We start from the raw sequence: 16,141 nt of genomic DNA, 5'->3' as shown, positions 1-16,141 counted from the left end.
TCAAAAAAGTCGGGAAAATAATAGAGCTGTAGTAATGCTAGCACGCCCTCAGACAAATTCAGCGCCCTGCCAAGGCCGTCAGACGAACGGCCACATGCAAATTCATACAAGCGTTTGACAACGGCTGACATCCACAGGAAGATCGACTCAGCCAATAATAAAAAAGACCGCCATGAATCATTCCCAGCCTTCGAAGCATGTCAGAAGCCGGGCGCTGATGGGCTTTTCGCCACTCTGCCACAAACTCGGCATTAACCCGTTGCAGTTGCTGGCCAGCCAGGGCATTCCGGCCGCCGTATTAAGATCCGTCGATCTGCCGCTGCCACACGACAGTCTGCCACGATTGCTCAATCATGCCGCGACGCTCAGTCACCATCCGCTGTTTGGCTTTGAGCTCGCCAGCCACCAGGGACTGATCACTTTTGGTCCATTAGGCCTGTTGGCCGCCCAACAAGGTACGGTTGGCGACAGTGTCGGCGTGATCCAGAAATATTTGCACCTGCATTCTGATGGCGCCCAGCTACGGCTTGAATCCCAGGGCCAGAGCAGTTTGCTGTATTTTGATCTGACCCCAAACCCAACGCTCGAGCTGGTGCAGCTAACCGAGCTGAGCCTGATGCTGGGATACCGGGTATTGAGCGAATTGGCACCAGCCTGGGCCGATCAAATCGAGCTGCTGTTCCAGCACGACCTCCGCGCCCCCATCGCCAGCTATCGCGAGTTCAGTCGCGCCAGTCTGCATTTCAAACAGCCCGGCAATGCCTTGCGTCTGCCAACGGCAATGCTGACGAGTCCGCCGTACCCTGCCCAGCCGACTTTGAAACAGTATCTGGAAGAATTTCTCAGTCAGGCCAGCCGCGGCCATCAGCAGCCACTAAGCGCCCGGGTATCGCGACTGATTCATGAATTGATTCCACTTGGAGAAGCGACGCTGCCAACCATTGCGCCAATGCTGGGAATGAACGTGCGCGGCCTGCAACGGGCGTTGAAGCAGTCGGGCACGGAATTCCGCAGCCTGATGGACGAAGCCCGTTTTGGCATTGCCCGCAGCGAACTGGAACAGAATCGTTCGATCACGGATGTCGCGCTGAATCTTGGTTACTCTGAGCTGAGCGCCTTTTCGCGTGCCTTCAAGCGCTGGTCCGGAGTTGCGCCGCAACACTGGCGGCAAGTGAGCCAAGTCAGCGAATATTCCCGATGAGGGAACGGAGATACGCCAGCGATGTCAAATTAAAGTGTCATAAAATGTCAAATTTCATGCATCTAATGTCAAGCAGCAACGACCGCCAGTTAGCAGTATCAATGACGAAATAAAACCCGCCGGGTGATTGACCAGGCGAGCAGATGCATCGATAGATGCAGGTTTTATCTGTACCACCAATAATAAAAGAGATATCCAGATGAAAACCCGACTGATTCAGACCACAGATTCCGCCTATCAGTACCCGCTGTTGATCAAGCAATTGCTGCTGTCGAACCAGCGTTATGAAACCAACAACGAAATTATTTCCGGCAAACATCGCTTCAGCTACAGCGAGTTCAATCAGCGCATCCAGCGTCTCGCCAATATGCTCACCGCTGCCGGGGTTGGCCCGGGCGACACCGTGGCCGTGATGGACTGGGACAGCCACCGTTATCTGGAATGTTTTTTTGCGGTGCCAATGATCGGCGCAGTGCTGCACACAGTGAATATCCGGCTGTCGCCAGCACAGATTCTCTACACCATGAACCACGCCAAAGATGATCTGGTACTGGTGCATGACGACTTTGTGCCGATTCTGGACGGCATCAAGGACCAGCTGGAAACCGTTAAAGGCTATGTGCAACTGAGCGATAATGATCAGCCGGCTGCCACCAGTTTCCCGTCGCTGGGCGAGTACGAAAGCCTGCTGGCCACTGCCACTGAGCACTACGACTTCCCGGATTTCGACGAAAACTCGATTGCCACCACTTTCTACACCACCGGCACCACAGGTAATCCGAAAGGCGTATTTTTCTCCCATCGCCAGCTGGTACTACACACCCTCAACATGAACAGCACGCTGCAATCGCGTAACAGCGACCGCGCGCTGTTAAACCCGCAAGGCGTGTACATGCCGATCACGCCGATGTTCCATGTGCATGCCTGGGGCATTCCGTACACCGCTACCATGCTGGGCTGCAAACAGATTTATCCGGGCCGTTACGATCCACAAACCCTGACCCACCTGATTCGCGATGAAGGTGTCACCTTCTCCCACTGCGTACCGACCATTCTGCAAATGGTGATGCAATACGCTGAAACCAGCCAGACCGACGTCAGCGGCTGGCAAGTGGTGATTGGCGGCAGCGCATTAACGCCCGGTCTGGCCAAACATGCGCTGGAGATGGGCATTGAACCCTTCAGCGCTTACGGCATGTCAGAAACCTGTCCACTACTGACGGTTACCCGTATGGACCCATCCGCCTACGCGCTGGAAACCGACGCCCAAGTGCGCCTGCGTACCCGTGCTGGCGTCACCAGCGACCTGGTCGAACTGCAGATCTGGAGCCTTGACGGCGAGCGTATGCCACACGATGGCCAGGCCACCGGAGAGCTGGTGGTACACGCACCCTGGCTGACCCAGAGCTATCTTAATGAACCGCAAAAAGGTGCCGAGCTGTGGGAAGGCGGCTGGCTGCATACTGGCGATATCGCCTCCATTCATTCGGATGGATTTGTTGAAATCAAGGACCGCCTCAAAGACGTTATCAAAACCGGTGGTGAATGGATTTCCTCGCTGGAACTCGAGCGCCTGATCAGCCAACACCCTGAGGTCAACGAAGTGACCGTGGTTGGCATTCCGGATGAACACTGGGGCGAACGCCCTTACGCCATGGTGGTTTCACGCAACCAGGATCTCGACAAACAGGACATCATCCAGCATCTGGTGCAGTACGTTGAAGACGGCACCATTAATAAGTGGGCGATTCCAAAAGAAATCAAAATGGTCAGCGAATTCCCCAAAACCAGTGTTGGCAAGATCGACAAGAAGCGTATCCGCGAGCAAATCGGCTCCTGATTCGATATCAGGAACCGATAAATGAACGTTAGATCAATAAAGAATGGGGAACAATCAAAGGTTATGGTTTGGCATAAATAGCCAAATAAGAACAATTGGCAAGAGACACATCACTCAAAAACTGCTCAAATATAACAGCATCGGATGTCATGGAAGACATCATTAACGGTGTAGCCCACGTCACCCTATACCTCAACCGGGGTGACGTGGTCTTTCTTCAGAGCCCTCCCCCGACAACCAAAGTTCAACGCCACACTACAGCAGATCCAACCAGTGTATAGCTGGCAGACTGTATACACGCCTCGATCCGAGCATTGCGGTATTCACCGCACTAATACCGCTTGCGAACTGATCTGAATCAGCAGCGAAGACCCACTTTCAGGCAGCAGCTCACATTCACTGAGCGTTAGTTAAGGCAAAGTGGTACCAGTATTGACCATGATGCAGCTCAGGCTCGCGTACATTTCGTCTCATATGGTTTCTTTTCGCTTTACGGGAAAGGGGCTAATGTATCGAACAGAATTGGCAATGCACCAGCTAATGCAACGGGAGTGCAAGGCGATGGCAATAGTAAAACTGGTAGCGAAGAACCGACTTTCCGCCGCTCATCTGGCTTACCTGAACAACCGTCTGCAACGCCCTGAACACCAAAATGACTCCGGCCCGCTGAAGGTCTGGAACATTTACTGCCACGATCTTTACGCCGTGATTCTGGTAAAGGAAGACATCCCCATCGGTATCGTTGAAGCCTCCGGTCGCCCAACCTGCACACCCGGCTGGTGGATCGACAGCCAATACCGCGGCCAAGGCTACGGCAATTACCTGGTCGACGAACTGGCTGAATTTCTGCTGGTCGATGATGTTGAAAACATCGGCTCAATCCCGGTAACCGGCCAATGTGCCAGCCAATCAGGCAAACTCGCCGAACGTCTGAAACATTCGTTCGAAGAACTTAAACACCTGCGGCTGGCTGGAGTGTGATCTGGCACTCAACTTGTTGGACGTCTGGAAACTAATTAATGAGCTGAAACCGGCTAAAAGAATGCAACAAAAAATCTAATAAGATCCGGCAAGGTACGCAACAGTAAATGATGAAAGGACTAAAACCGGCAAAGAGCGATTTTATAACTTACTGAAAAATAAGGAGAAAATTGGTCGGGACGGCGGGATTTGAACTCGCGACCCCTTGCACCCCATGCATTTAGAAGATTCCTTCTGAATCAAAGACTTAGCCTTATATGCCTAATATAAGGCGTCAAAAAACTCTTTAAGTATCAGTCACTTACGAATACCCCAAACACTGTATATTACCCCTTCCCCTCTGCCCTGGGCTGTCACCTGGCATTTGTCTCCCTTGTTCAATAAGTCCCAGACATACAAGGTCAAATAGTTTTACCAAAATCCCAAATAAGGTAAAATTATTTTACCTTGTTCGTAACTTTGGAATCCCCTTATGACCCCATCAGAGCAATGCAAGGCAGCAGGTCTGACTGGCCTGGCTGAGCTGGTAAGAACTACCGGCGAATCCAAACAAACCCTTATCAACTGGCACCGCAACAAGCCCCAGCTGTTCAAGATTGTTGTATCTGGAGCACTCATGCACCGGATACGCGAAGCAACTCAATCCATTATCGAAGCCAACGGCGGCTAATGCCGGCGTAGCGGCATTAGCGGCGTTCGGATCTGCACCTGGTCAATGCGGCAACGCCGATATGGTGGGGATTGGCATGGTTAACCCCCACCTGCTAAGAGGCTGCTGTCAAGGGTCTACCCGGCGCAGCCGGGGCGCCGCAGGCGCCCTTGACGGCTAAGTCTCGCAGCAGGTTAGGTGACTGCCAGCCAAACCCCACTAGCGCCCTCTCCTGCGGCTTTGCGGGACTCTCCGGCGTTACCGGCGAAGCCGCTGCTGTTCGCGTCAGGGATGCGAAGGATTCAAAACCCGGAAACACTGCCTTCCTGTTGTATGAACGTAGTGAGCTGGTAACGCGGTGGTGAGGATTTCGAGCGAAGCGAGTCCGGGAGCAAGCCCGACGACAGCAAGGCCAGCCCCGGTGCAGGGAGAAGCGAACAGCGCAGCATCTGCACCGGGGCGGGCCGCAGCTGGCGGGACGCCCTGGGGATACGTCCCTGTAACACGTATTTTAAAAGGGGAATTCTATTGCCTGACTTTTGATCTGCTGTTAGCGTATGGTTGAAAGCAGAGGCTTTGTGTGAAGGGTTTACAGGTTATCGCGCAAAGGGAAATAGATATACGCGCATGTTCGTTTTTCTAGTGATCGGGTGTTTCTTATATAGGGAATTTTCATGAAAATCAATAAGATGACCCCCACTTGCAACAATATAAGCCGCCAGAAAAACGCGTATGCGCACTAACAAACTGTTATGTGTCAGCTTACATAATTTAAGTGGCCTCGGCCAAATTGGAATAAGGAAATGAAATGAAATGAAAAATGAAGAACTAAGTGATTTGATTCTTTCTATAAAAATTGAAGCAAAAGATGATTATTATGCTGGCGTTAAAACCACTAAGTACAAGTTGCCGGAAGCAGCTTTAGCTGATGAGATTATCGAGGTGCTGTATGCCAATTTTGAACATTACGATAGTGTATCTCTAAAGGGAAATACTCTGATCTTGGTGCATCCTGAGCAAGATGACGAATAAAAACACATAACAAATCAATGCAGCCGACCGCTGAAGCGGCGGCTGATTGAAGCGGCGGCTGATTGAAGCGTTATTTTTAAAAGGAGTTCGTAGATAGAAATGAGTGAAGACAAGAATATACTTTCTATAGACCAGTGGTTAATGATTATTCTAATTATTGTAACGGCAGGCTTCGGATGTCTAAGCTGGGTTAACTCCTCTGAATTATTGGACCTAGAAAAAGAAAAGTTTAAGCCAGATTACATGTATAAAAGTTATGAGCCTCCACTAGAAATAGCCGGGGAGTCGGAAACATTTTTTACTATAGAGAACGTTGGCTCTAAAAGGGGATACTTCAAATACTACATATCATCACAGGATTTTTGGCTTTCCTCGAATGGGAAAAAAGAGAGAACTATTGAAAATAGTTCTGGAATACAGCCTCAAAGGCCAGCAAGAATATCTTTCTCACTATTTCCTCCAGAGGCTAATCCGAAGCCAGAAAAAACGAAGTTAAAAATATCTATAGAAACATCGGAAGGCCTCTTATTTGAAAATGAATATACATATCAATTGGTGAATAATGAAAAGTATGTACTTCTTCGTTAGGCTGGCTAATAAAGCTAACAAGCCGTTCAAATTCGTTCCGGCCAGCTAATGCTCGCCGCTGTGCCGGGCGTTACCCATGACATTCCCTTTCATCCCCTGTGCTGACACCTCCCTGACAATCCTGTAACTTGGCCCTGTTAACAGCTCACGGATGTAGCAACATGGCCAAGTTCCTCAACACCACCTCTCTGAATTTCTTCCTGGAACAACTCGTACAGAAGTCCAGCAAAAGCCTGGTACTGATCAGCCCTTACCTGAAGATCAATCACCGCCTGCGGGAACTGATCGAAGAAAAGGTTGAATCAGGGCTTCCGGTCACCGTCGTTTACGGCAAGACCGACATATCCCAATCAGAAAAGGACTGGTTTGCCAGTCAGCCCAAAATCGAAGTGCGGTTCTGCAAAGACCTGCACGCCAAGTGCTACATGAATGAAGGCAACGTCATCATTAGCAGCCTGAACCTCTACGAGTTCAGCCAGATCAACAACAAGGAAATGGGTGTATTGCTCACCAAGAGCAAAGACACCGAAGCCTTTGAAGATGCTCTGGAAGAAGCCCAGCGCCTGGTACGCACCAGTCAGGTAGTCAGCTTTGAAGTGAAGCCCGATCCGGGCGAACCAGAAGCAGAAACCGACCTGCTGGAAGAACTCGACGAACAAGAAGACGATTCCGACGTGACAACAGGAACCGGCCTTATCACCACCTCCAAACTCGCCAAGAAGCATAAAACGACCGCAGCCAAGCTGCAGGAAGTGTTCGTTGAAATTGGTCACCTGGAAATCAAGAACGGTAACCCTTACCTGACTGATCAAGGTAAAGCAGCCGGTGGCCAGTTCAAGAAAGGCCAGTATGGAATTTTTTTCCTATGGCCAGAAGACCTAGAAGCGCCAGTCGCTTGAGTACTAACATGACTTTCCATCCCCCTTACCCTGTATTGACGCTAGCGTCAATAATTGTTAACGTTGACTAAAATTATTTCTATACGGTGTGAGTTATGCCCCAAGTAGATGCAGTCAAATCCAAAAAATCATTGTTTGAAAGTGTTATGTCTTTTTTGGGTTTTATTCCAACAGCTGAAGAAGCGGAAATTCTTACTCAGTTGAGGAGTCAGGAGTCTTCTTCAATGAAGGTTTTGGGACGGGGAACTCTTGTTATGGATGTAACTCAAGCTCGTTCTACTAAAAAATCAAAAGAGTTTATTGCAAAAGTTGAAAGGATAGTACATCAGGGCTAACAGACAGGGATATGTTCTTACTTCTAGTATTACCTGTCTTGGTTTCCGGGTATGTCTATTTCACTAACCACCCCTACCGTTATTATCGCCTTCACCGGTATGAAGGCCAACTCTTGTATCTTGAAACTGCAAAATATGGATTATACTGCACTCTTTTTAGTGCCATTTTAGTTTTATTGCTAAACTACTTCATACCGCCAGAAATAAATTTATTTTCATACAGCATACCTATTGATGCTTACACGTATACATACAAGTTACTCTATAAAGTTACCGATTCCGGCATTGAAGCTGAAAAACTAACTTGGATATTACTCATATCTATAGGATCTTTATTAACAGCCAAATTTTATGCATATGCTGTCAAGATTCGCCTGATGATAAAACTGTCAAGCCCCACCATACCATTTTCAAAAGCCAGCGAAGAAATCAAATTCTTGGCAATGTCCGAAATACTCAAAGATAGTCCTCTTGATCAGTTGCTATTCAAGTCGTACATAACGGATGGATTTTATTTAATGTTAAGCATGGAAGACAGGAAAGTTTATATTGGTCGTATTGTCGGTCTTGGCGAGCCCAATGAAAAAGAGGGAATGGATCAAGAAATAATGATTACACCATATGCAAGTGGCTACAGAGACAAAGATAATCTAAGCATAGATCTAACCACAACCTACAATGATATTTCAAATGATATAGTATTAATCTTAAAACAAGAAAACATCATAAGTGCGACACATTTTTCTGATGAGACATTTGAAAAATTCAAGAAAAACTCCAAATTCAAAAAAAAGAAAATATTACTTCGAAACCATCCCCCCTTGTATCAGATAAGCACAGACTCTAACTCCTAATTCAATTACTAGTCTTTTATTGCATTATTGACATCAATCCATTTATATAAAATCCCCCAGATGGTTTTGTCACAACCACTGCATAAACCCATCCATTTTCGCACAGATTGCACTTATGCATACTAAGTCGTAAATCATAGAAACCAGCTTCGTCTATAAGCGCATAAGTATCAAAAGTCTTTTCTTTTTTTAACCCCATATAATCGGAGTTGCAGACAAGTATATTCAGTTTATTTTTGGGAGTAGTTTTCTTGAATTCATTCGGCAACAAACTGAATGCTTCAACTTTAGTTCTTTCTGGGTTTTCTATAGAACACCGAACATTAGATTCTGTATTGTTTACTATTGTTATTTCTTTAGGCTGAGCACTTGCTGTGAAGCTTGCTAGTAATGCGGATATAAAAAAGATTTTCTGATACATTTCACTTCTCCTTGTGAATCGGTCGCTGTAGCTTCCATCTATCCGCGACCTTCTTCGCTATCAGCCAGCCTTGGGGGCTGTCTTTGAGGCTTCATGAGCCTTTTTAGTCATTGGGCTAATTTGCCCGGCATCTGGGATTTCATCCCCTGTTGTTAGCCAGTATGCATATTCTGGCCAAACCGCCCCGATCGCTGTTAGTTCTTCAGCATAAGGCTTTGCCTGCCTGTTCAACACGTTAGCCCATCTTTTGACCTTGATGCCCGTCCTTGCCTCAAGGGCCGGCCTGGTTATGCCTTCGTGCTTCAGAATTTCATTAATTCTATCAACAACATCCATCTAATTCATCTTTTCAATTTCTAAATCTTAGAACAATAGTTCTAATATTTAGCAATGAGTGTTGCAGCACTCATTAATTGTTAAACCCAACCAGCAGCCTACCACGAACTGCCGCTAACCCGGCAGCGTGGAAAGGCAAGGGGCCACCAAAATGCCATACGCCACCGTTCACCCGCCCATTCCAGTTCAAGCCGAACTGGTACCACCACTCCCCTGTGATGCCCTTAACGAGTATCGCGCCTGCTTCCGGGACGACTCCGTCCTGTTGCCAGAACTGGCCGTCCGATACCTGATCTGGCAGATCACTGCCGAAGTCGACCGAGAGGAAATGAAAGCCTTCGCTTTCATGATCCGCACCGAACTGAACGAACAGCGCATGCAGCGTTTCATGGTGGCCTCATGAACACACTAGACCAAAACCAACTGATTGCCCTGGCTGCCGACTATCGCCAAGCCAACGCCAATAACCCGGCCATCGACTTCAGCACTGGCTTCGTCATCGTTTACGACAACGAAGTCTGCGGCTGGAGTCTCGAACCAGACCCATCCTCCTGGATGCCCGGAACGTTCGCCATCAGCCCAACCCGCAAGATCCTGATCGCCGTTGATGGCAACGACTACGACGGTGCTGAAATCTGGGAAGTTGCCCAGCCTGAACAGCCTCAGTCTTCAGAGAGTGGCTGGAGTCACTATGACCCCAATCCCTTTTCCTGGATGACCGGAACCGCCGTCGATCTAGTCCGCAAGGAAAGTGACAACCCAACCCCACAAGCTGACGCTGAGCCCGAAGCCAAAGCCCTGATCTACATCCCCGACTTTGCCAAGCATACGGTCAACCACCATAGCGAACGCATTGATGGCAGCGTCGTTGTGATTGGTTCGGAAGTACTGCGCAATTTACTGACATTGGTAGCTCTGGAAAGCACAACCAGCAACTTGCGTAACTACATCGAGTTTCTGGCAAGAGATCTCCAAACCCAGATAGATCGGCACGATCTTGAGCTATTTCTAGTCCTGAATTAACCCAAACCCGCCCGGCTCCACACCCCGCGCCGGGCTTAAAAAACCACCCTAGGGGTCACAAGAGGAACACCACCATGCAATTCATCATGCCTGCCCTGGTACTGGGGGCTAACCACTACCACATTGACGGCGTAGACCACGTATCCCTCTCCGTCATGGAAGCCGATCCGTCAGACAACAGCCTCAAGGGCTACCGTCCGGCCAAGCTGAAAGCCAACCTCACCGTCTTTCAGGAACTCACCGACCAACTGAGTGACTTCCCCAAAAAAGTGAACCTGGTTGTTCAAAACCGGGTATCCAAAAACACCATTCAACAGAGCTGCATCGCCATTGCCAAGGATGACAACGGCAGCAGCACTGGCAGTAAAACCGCCACCGCACCCGCCAAGGCTGGCTAACAGCCATGGCAATGGTTCTGGTCTGTGATTCACCGGTCGTCACGGCTGACAACACTGTCCAGTGTGCAGCCTGGCAAACCGTGGAATTCGACCAGATCGCTTTGACGTCTGACCTCACCGATTGGGACACCTATCTGGGGTTAGACGTTGAAGTGTTTGGGCAAGTCGTTGTCGGCCTGCTCGTCACGTTCGTAACCGGTCATGTCACTGGCGTCGTCGTCAGGCTCATGAACCGGGCTTAACCCTCAAACTGAAAGGTAAACCACTATGAAAAAACTGATTCAAAACGGCCGTGCCGTTGCTAAAAAATCCGCAGCTGTTGCCCTGGGCACCGTGACCATGGCCGCGTCTTCTGGCGCGTTCGCTATCGACACCGCTGACATTGCAACTTCCTTTACGGAAGGCAACACAGCAGTGACAACCGTTGTGGCTGGTCTGATCGGTCTGGTCGGCGTCATGCTGGGTGTCGGCATTGTTATGTCTTTGATGAAACGCGCCTAAGGGCTGCCGGTATGTTGCTCGGTGTAGGTCTCGGCATCGCAGTTGTCTTCAGCTTCGTGCTGGGGTTCTACACCGGGCGCATATCATGAAAGCCCTGTCTTTTCTTTCCCTGCTCTGCCTGCTGGTACTGGGGCTGTGGGCTCCAGTGGCCAGTGCGACATCCCTCGGTGAACAGTGTCCGTTTGGTTATCGCAACACGTTGACAAACACCTCCAAGCTGACAACCGCTGAAAATTGCCCCAGCTATTCCGGCGTTCAATATATTATTTCCAGCCTGCAAGACAGTGGTTACAAAGTTGGTGATCCCTATTGGTCCAGCGGCAGTGGTGGTACGGTCGGGACGTGTGCCATCCCTTATGTCTCCAATGCCAACTGTGCCACCAATGCCAGTGACGACAGCGGCGAAGATGGTTGTTATCCCGCAGACGCTGATGATGCCGGTTACTGTGGTGATGCCCTCCAGCAATGCGAAACCGCCGACGGTTTCAGCTTCACATTAAAAGCCACCAAATCCTGTTCCGATTACTGCGCCAACGCAGGATCAGGGCTAACGTCCAATAGCGGCGTGGGCACTGTCCACCAGTGCACCGAAGCCGATAACGACGGCAGTCAAGGCCAGTCTGATTTTGATGACTGGACGTATGACGACTCTAATCACCCTTTTGATGAATCTACCGGCTGTTATGTGGGCTATCTGCCCAACAGTTACAACGGTTGTTCACGCGACCAAACGTGTGACCCTGGCTATTACAACACTGGCACCAGTTGCCAACCGATCCCCTGTGGTGACGGCTCCTATGCCTCCACCACGTCCGGTATGTGTGGTTCCCTGGTTGAAAGTGACGACACTGACACCGAAGACAGTACAGACGATTCCAGTGATAGCAGTGATTCGTCAGATAGCTCGGACACCTCCGACTCTGACAGCACTGACACCACCGATCCCGATGACAGTTCGGATACTTCCGACACTGACACCGGCGACACCTCAGACAGTGGCACCGATACCGATGACGGTAGCGACGGCACTAACGAGAGTGACGACAGCACCGATTCTGGTGACAGCAGTGAGACCGATCCGGGCGACACAACCGACACCGGCGACAGTTCCGACAGTGAAGACACCGGGGACACCTCAACCGGTGGTTCCACTGAATCCGGTTCCGGCGATTCCAGTACCGGCACCAGTGACGGGTCTGAAACCGGTACAGGAACCGGCACCGAAGACAACGACAGCACCGGCAGCGGTGAAGACGGTGATGGCACAGGATCAGGTGACAGTGGCACCGGAACCGGTGACGAAGACAGCGACGGTGGTTGTGATCCGACCGAATCCGATTACCTGGACTGCCTCAGCGTCGATTACGACGGTGACGAATACGACCTGCAAGGCTACGCCGACGGCAAAGCCGCGGAGTACGCCGAAGCCAAGGCCGAATTCGCCCAAAAGTGGCAAGACGCCATCAACAGCGTTAAAGACAAACTCACCATCAGCGACCCCGGTGGTGATCCCTTCTATTCCGATGTCCGTTCCGTTAAGGGCGTAGACATTGATTTTGGTCTGGATCGTCTAAAAGACGTTTTCCAATACCTGCCCGCGTTAATTCTGTTTATGGCCTCTGTGGCCTCCGCCTTCATCATCCTTGGGGGTAGACGATGATCAAAACCCTGTGCCTGTTATTTGCCCTGGTACTGCCGCTGGCTGGCTACGCCGAAGACACCAGCAGCAGTGACACCACCACCGAAACCACCACGGAAAGCAGCAGCGAATCTGAATCAAGTAGTGATTCAGGCAGCGCCAGCAGCTCAAGCAGCAGCGGAGACCTGTCCGTAACCGGCTTTCTCAAGGAAGTGCTGGGGTTCTTCGACTTCGGGATCTACGAGATCCTGGGGGACTTCTTCAAATATTACGTTTCGGCCGTCGCCCTGTTCCAGCTGGAACTGAAGATGGCCGCGATTGATCTGGCAGCAGAGACAGCAACCGCCCTGGTCGAGTACCTCGACATCAGCGGCACGATCAACGATTTGCTGGCCAAAGTGGATCTGAAGATGGCTGCGTTTATCAGTTACCTGAAGATTCCAGAAGCCATCACCATGCTGCTTTCTGCCCATCTCACCCGTTTCATTATGGATCTGGTATGACTGCGGTAATCCACCACGGGCCGCCTGGCTCCTATAAAACCTTTGCCCTGATTCAGCGTGTGATCATCCCTGCCCTGCAACAGGGCCGGGTGGTCTGTCACAACATCCGTGGCCTGGACTCGATTCCCCGTATTACCGAAGCCATGGACATTGAAGTCCCTGAAAGTGCCCAGCTTATTTGCATCAAACACGACTCTCAGGAGGGCTTTGAGTACATGGCGAAGTTCTTCCAGTGGGCACCGGTGGGCGCACTGATCGTGATGGACGAAGGCCAGCGCGTATACCCCACGCGGTTACGATCGCTGGCAGAGTTCGACACGCCAGAAGACCAGCGCGAAACCCTCGAAAGCGGTGTGCAACGGCCGTCCAACGTTGAAAACGCCTTCGACCAACACCGGCACATGAACTGGGATATTTATATCTCAACGACCAACGTCGCGAAGATCCACAAAGAGGTTCGCGCTGTGGTCGAATATGCCTTCCGGCACCGGGACATGACCGGGGTTTTACCCTGGTACAAAAACAAGTGGCGAGAGTTCAAGCATGATGCAGAAGCCAGCGGCAAATCCGTTAGTCACTATATCGGAACCCCACAACTCTATAAGTCAGACGCCCGAGTCTTCCAGTGCTACCAAAGTACCGCCACCGGCAAGGCTAAAGGGTCTAACGAAAATAAAAGTGTTTTTAACGATCCAAAGCTTCGAGTATTTATTGGCATTGTGGTCCTGGCTATCTGTTACCTGGTCTACAACGTCCCGAAAGTTGCTGACCGTTTTCTGGTACCTCCTGAAGCAACTGGGCCAAATCCTGTTGCGGCTGGTGCTGTTCCTGGTCAGCTTCCTGATCATCGGGCTGGTGATCAGGTCGGGTCTGAAAGTTCTCTTGATGTTCCACTGAGCCAACCAGAAGCGACCAGCCCGAAAGGCCCCGATTCACGTTTTTACCCATCCAACCTGGCTGACTTCTTCGCCCTCACCAATCCCGATTTTCGCGGTGCTTCGCTGTACGAATACCGTCGTTCGAAAGACTGGCGGCTGTCCGGCGTGATCGCGGGCGGCCGATCCGTCGCCCTGATCACTGACGGCCAGCACACCCTGAAGTTATCGCTCAAGCATTACTGCGCCTATCTCAATGACATCGACGAATGGATCTGCCTGTTTGACGGTGCCATGGTCGGCCGTTTCACCGGCCGTATTGAGCAAGACGATGAACAGCCGCTGGAGCAGTCACAGGAGCTGGCGACCAATAGCCAGTCCGACGCTCAAAGCGGTAACAGCACCAAGCCCCAACCTATCGAAACCACTCCGCTGACCAACATCAGCAAAGCCGTGATGTAAGGAGACCTCATGCCCCGATATGAATCCAAAGCCATGGAACGCATCAAAGACCTGGACGCAGGAACCGACATATTCAGATCCGAACGGATTGAATATGACCTCTCCGGCATGCGGTTCCTGTGGGCCGGTATTGATAGCATCCGCCAGCTGTATATCTGTAACCTGCGCGCCGATCTGCTGCCAGCCATTGCCCGTCATTACGAAGTCAGCGACAGCGATGTGATCGACATCGGCGGCTATGAATGGAAGCTGACCAGCTCCGGTAAGAAGTCCGGCTATAAATTCATCTTCAAGAATTTAGAGCTGGGGTTCGTGGTGCTGGTCAAATCCATGTACAAGGAAGCCGATCAGCGCGGCCCCCACATCAAAATCGAAGCCACCCCGCAAATCATCGACCACCTGGGACCGCAACGCCTGACCAAACGGCTGAGAGAGATCGCCAACCTCTTTGGCGAGACCATCGAAGCCAATGGACTGGCCGTGCACCTGGCCGTCGATATGAAGGGGCTGGAGCTGCCGGAAGACTTCGAACGCAAGTTAGTCACCCATTCAAGAAGATCCTACAAAGCCCACGGCATTGCCGATATCAGCAACCACACCATCTCAGAAATGGCCGTTACCTACGGCAAGAATGAGACCTTCATGTTTGGGTCGCCCACGTCGATCCAAATGTGTCTGTATGACAAAACCCTCGAAGCCCTGAAAAGTGACAAGCTCGCGTTCTGCGAAGGGCTGTGGATGCGAACGCCCTCCATTGAAGACGTCCTCACCACCGAATACCGCGACGGCTCCGACGGCAACGAAGCCGATCAGGTCAAGCGGTTAGAGTTTCGGATTCACCATTCCATCATCCGTGAGTTTGAAAACGGCAGCGTCAACGGCAGTGGCAAACAGCTGTCGATCCGGGAGCCTGCCGACCTGATCAAGCACTTGCAGGCCCTGTGGGACTACTGCCTCAACGCCTACCGGTTGCAACACTCCGCCACCTACCTGCACCCCATCTGGCAGAAGATTGCCGAAGACGTCCGCTTTGCCTTCCTCGATGGCAGCGACGGCTGGATCTACAAACGATCTCAAAAAAAAAGCGCTGACGGTCCCAGCCGACGCAACGTCGCCATGTGGCTCGGCAACGTCATGAAGTTGAGTGCAAGGAAAGGCCTCAAGCCCGATTACGTCGTTAATCAACTCATGAAAAGCGGCCTGGACTCTGACCTGGCCGATTACTTCGGAATCTTCACCTACGGCTATCATGAAGAACTCGTTCACACCCTGCTGGAGTTCGTCACCGACAGGATGCGAGACCACCGGTTAGAGGGGGTCGCTGCATGAGTGAATTCCTCACCGACGAAGATCTGATACAGCTGACCGGGTGCGTACAACGCGCAAAACAGATAGAAGTACTGAAACATAACCGTATTCGGTACTTTGAGCGTTTTGACGGCAAGCCCGTAGTGGCCAAAGAGGCGATAGCCTACGCAGTCAGAGGCGAGGCCCCCGGCACCGACTTTGATGACGGATTCAACCTGGACGCGTTGCAGCAGCACTGATGGTAAGAAAAAGAAGCAACCCGGAAGACCTCTGGCTTCCCCCTCGGGTGTATCGGG

Annotated in this window: 21 protein-coding genes; 19 read left to right on the top strand and 2 right to left on the bottom strand. The window is 50.9% G+C overall.

What is annotated here, in order from left to right; all coding sequences use genetic code 11:
• Window positions 1-172: 172 nt before the first annotated feature.
• The 9 genes from K6123_RS04610 to K6123_RS04570 all read left to right on the top strand — a co-directional run bounded on the left by K6123_RS04610 (window position 173) and on the right by K6123_RS04570 (window position 8,379).
• On the top strand, window positions 173-1,201 hold the full coding sequence (locus K6123_RS04610; RefSeq protein WP_221794638.1) for an AraC family transcriptional regulator: 1,029 nt from the start codon (window positions 173-175) through the stop codon (window positions 1,199-1,201).
• Between the two features lie 199 nt (window positions 1,202-1,400).
• A complete protein-coding gene (locus K6123_RS04605; protein WP_221794636.1) occupies window positions 1,401-3,041 on the top strand; it encodes a fatty acid--CoA ligase in 1,641 nt (546 codons plus the stop codon).
• Between the two features lie 561 nt (window positions 3,042-3,602).
• Entirely contained in the window at window positions 3,603-4,022 is a 420-nt protein-coding gene (locus K6123_RS04600; protein ID WP_221794634.1) for a GNAT family N-acetyltransferase, read from the top strand.
• A 472-nt stretch (window positions 4,023-4,494) separates the two neighbouring features.
• Window positions 4,495-4,692: a hypothetical protein gene (locus K6123_RS04595; protein WP_221794631.1), complete on the top strand. Its 198-nt coding sequence runs from the start codon at window positions 4,495-4,497 to the stop codon at window positions 4,690-4,692.
• Between the two features lie 792 nt (window positions 4,693-5,484).
• The gene (locus tag K6123_RS04590; protein WP_221794629.1) at window positions 5,485-5,703 is read left to right on the top strand and encodes a hypothetical protein; all 219 of its coding nucleotides are present in this window, start codon (window positions 5,485-5,487) and stop codon (window positions 5,701-5,703) included.
• A gap of 99 nt (window positions 5,704-5,802) precedes the next feature.
• Window positions 5,803-6,291: a hypothetical protein gene (locus K6123_RS04585; RefSeq protein ID WP_221794627.1), complete on the top strand. Its 489-nt coding sequence runs from the start codon at window positions 5,803-5,805 to the stop codon at window positions 6,289-6,291.
• A 161-nt stretch (window positions 6,292-6,452) separates the two neighbouring features.
• Complete coding sequence (locus K6123_RS04580; RefSeq protein WP_221794625.1) at window positions 6,453-7,190, top strand: phospholipase D family protein; 738 nt, start codon at window positions 6,453-6,455, stop codon at window positions 7,188-7,190.
• Between the two features lie 95 nt (window positions 7,191-7,285).
• Entirely contained in the window at window positions 7,286-7,525 is a 240-nt protein-coding gene (locus K6123_RS04575; protein WP_221794623.1) for a hypothetical protein, read from the top strand.
• A 113-nt stretch (window positions 7,526-7,638) separates the two neighbouring features.
• A complete protein-coding gene (locus K6123_RS04570) occupies window positions 7,639-8,379 on the top strand; it encodes a hypothetical protein (RefSeq protein ID WP_221794621.1) in 741 nt (246 codons plus the stop codon).
• 16 nt (window positions 8,380-8,395) lie between these two features.
• Here K6123_RS04570 and K6123_RS04565 read toward each other — a convergent pair whose 3' ends face one another.
• Window positions 8,396-8,800: a hypothetical protein gene (locus K6123_RS04565; protein ID WP_221794619.1), complete on the bottom strand. Its 405-nt coding sequence runs from the start codon at window positions 8,798-8,800 to the stop codon at window positions 8,396-8,398.
• A 60-nt stretch (window positions 8,801-8,860) separates the two neighbouring features.
• Entirely contained in the window at window positions 8,861-9,136 is a 276-nt protein-coding gene (locus K6123_RS04560) for a hypothetical protein (RefSeq protein ID WP_221794617.1), read from the bottom strand.
• Window positions 9,137-9,287: 151 nt separating this feature from the next.
• Here K6123_RS04560 and K6123_RS04555 point away from each other — a divergent pair, with 151 nt between their 5' ends.
• The 10 genes from K6123_RS04555 to K6123_RS04510 all read left to right on the top strand — a co-directional run bounded on the left by K6123_RS04555 (window position 9,288) and on the right by K6123_RS04510 (window position 16,084).
• Window positions 9,288-9,539 (top strand): death domain-containing protein, encoded by a 252-nt coding sequence (locus K6123_RS04555; RefSeq protein ID WP_221794616.1) that lies wholly within the window; start codon window positions 9,288-9,290, stop codon window positions 9,537-9,539.
• Window positions 9,536-10,159 (top strand): hypothetical protein, encoded by a 624-nt coding sequence (locus tag K6123_RS04550; protein WP_221794614.1) that lies wholly within the window; start codon window positions 9,536-9,538, stop codon window positions 10,157-10,159. Before K6123_RS04555 ends, K6123_RS04550 begins: the two co-directional genes overlap by 4 nt.
• 74 nt (window positions 10,160-10,233) lie before the next feature.
• Window positions 10,234-10,557 (top strand): hypothetical protein, encoded by a 324-nt coding sequence (locus tag K6123_RS04545; RefSeq protein WP_221794612.1) that lies wholly within the window; start codon window positions 10,234-10,236, stop codon window positions 10,555-10,557.
• A 5-nt stretch (window positions 10,558-10,562) separates the two neighbouring features.
• Window positions 10,563-10,799 (top strand): hypothetical protein, encoded by a 237-nt coding sequence (locus K6123_RS04540; protein ID WP_221794610.1) that lies wholly within the window; start codon window positions 10,563-10,565, stop codon window positions 10,797-10,799.
• Window positions 10,800-10,824: 25 nt separating this feature from the next.
• Window positions 10,825-11,058 (top strand): major capsid protein, encoded by a 234-nt coding sequence (locus K6123_RS04535; protein ID WP_221794608.1) that lies wholly within the window; start codon window positions 10,825-10,827, stop codon window positions 11,056-11,058.
• Between the two features lie 85 nt (window positions 11,059-11,143).
• Entirely contained in the window at window positions 11,144-12,718 is a 1,575-nt protein-coding gene (locus K6123_RS04530; RefSeq protein ID WP_221794606.1) for a hypothetical protein, read from the top strand.
• Window positions 12,715-13,200 (top strand): DUF2523 family protein, encoded by a 486-nt coding sequence (locus K6123_RS04525; RefSeq protein WP_221794604.1) that lies wholly within the window; start codon window positions 12,715-12,717, stop codon window positions 13,198-13,200. Before K6123_RS04530 ends, K6123_RS04525 begins: the two co-directional genes overlap by 4 nt.
• Entirely contained in the window at window positions 13,197-14,537 is a 1,341-nt protein-coding gene (locus K6123_RS04520; protein ID WP_221794602.1) for a zonular occludens toxin family protein, read from the top strand. The genes K6123_RS04525 and K6123_RS04520 overlap by 4 nt, the downstream gene beginning before the upstream one ends.
• Before the next feature lie 9 nt (window positions 14,538-14,546).
• Complete coding sequence (locus K6123_RS04515) at window positions 14,547-15,866, top strand: hypothetical protein (RefSeq protein ID WP_221794600.1); 1,320 nt, start codon at window positions 14,547-14,549, stop codon at window positions 15,864-15,866.
• Entirely contained in the window at window positions 15,863-16,084 is a 222-nt protein-coding gene (locus K6123_RS04510) for a DUF4224 domain-containing protein (protein WP_221794598.1), read from the top strand. Before K6123_RS04515 ends, K6123_RS04510 begins: the two co-directional genes overlap by 4 nt.
• Window positions 16,085-16,141 lie beyond the last annotated feature (57 nt).

The sequence above is a fragment of the Oceanobacter mangrovi genome (genome assembly GCF_019740315.1).
GTDB classification, from domain to species: Bacteria; Pseudomonadota; Gammaproteobacteria; order Pseudomonadales; family Oceanobacteraceae; genus Oceanobacter; species Oceanobacter mangrovi.
This window is presented reverse-complemented; position numbering and strand designations above follow the sequence as displayed.

Coding starts and splice junctions, on each gene's coding strand:
- K6123_RS04550 (WP_221794614.1), top strand. CDS start 9,536: ATGAACACACTAGACCAAAACCAACTGATTGCCCTGGCTGCCGACTAT.
- K6123_RS04590 (WP_221794629.1), top strand. CDS start 5,485: ATGAAAAATGAAGAACTAAGTGATTTGATTCTTTCTATAAAAATTGAA.
- K6123_RS04605 (WP_221794636.1), top strand. CDS start 1,401: ATGAAAACCCGACTGATTCAGACCACAGATTCCGCCTATCAGTACCCG.
- K6123_RS04585 (WP_221794627.1), top strand. CDS start 5,803: ATGAGTGAAGACAAGAATATACTTTCTATAGACCAGTGGTTAATGATT.
- K6123_RS04540 (WP_221794610.1), top strand. CDS start 10,563: ATGGCAATGGTTCTGGTCTGTGATTCACCGGTCGTCACGGCTGACAAC.
- K6123_RS04575 (WP_221794623.1), top strand. CDS start 7,286: ATGCCCCAAGTAGATGCAGTCAAATCCAAAAAATCATTGTTTGAAAGT.
- K6123_RS04560 (WP_221794617.1), bottom strand. CDS start 9,136: ATGGATGTTGTTGATAGAATTAATGAAATTCTGAAGCACGAAGGCATA.
- K6123_RS04510 (WP_221794598.1), top strand. CDS start 15,863: ATGAGTGAATTCCTCACCGACGAAGATCTGATACAGCTGACCGGGTGC.
- K6123_RS04565 (WP_221794619.1), bottom strand. CDS start 8,800: ATGTATCAGAAAATCTTTTTTATATCCGCATTACTAGCAAGCTTCACA.
- K6123_RS04610 (WP_221794638.1), top strand. CDS start 173: ATGAATCATTCCCAGCCTTCGAAGCATGTCAGAAGCCGGGCGCTGATG.
- K6123_RS04530 (WP_221794606.1), top strand. CDS start 11,144: ATGAAAGCCCTGTCTTTTCTTTCCCTGCTCTGCCTGCTGGTACTGGGG.
- K6123_RS04515 (WP_221794600.1), top strand. CDS start 14,547: ATGCCCCGATATGAATCCAAAGCCATGGAACGCATCAAAGACCTGGAC.
- K6123_RS04545 (WP_221794612.1), top strand. CDS start 10,234: ATGCAATTCATCATGCCTGCCCTGGTACTGGGGGCTAACCACTACCAC.
- K6123_RS04535 (WP_221794608.1), top strand. CDS start 10,825: ATGAAAAAACTGATTCAAAACGGCCGTGCCGTTGCTAAAAAATCCGCA.
- K6123_RS04525 (WP_221794604.1), top strand. CDS start 12,715: ATGATCAAAACCCTGTGCCTGTTATTTGCCCTGGTACTGCCGCTGGCT.
- K6123_RS04595 (WP_221794631.1), top strand. CDS start 4,495: ATGACCCCATCAGAGCAATGCAAGGCAGCAGGTCTGACTGGCCTGGCT.
- K6123_RS04520 (WP_221794602.1), top strand. CDS start 13,197: ATGACTGCGGTAATCCACCACGGGCCGCCTGGCTCCTATAAAACCTTT.
- K6123_RS04600 (WP_221794634.1), top strand. CDS start 3,603: ATGGCAATAGTAAAACTGGTAGCGAAGAACCGACTTTCCGCCGCTCAT.
- K6123_RS04555 (WP_221794616.1), top strand. CDS start 9,288: ATGCCATACGCCACCGTTCACCCGCCCATTCCAGTTCAAGCCGAACTG.
- K6123_RS04580 (WP_221794625.1), top strand. CDS start 6,453: ATGGCCAAGTTCCTCAACACCACCTCTCTGAATTTCTTCCTGGAACAA.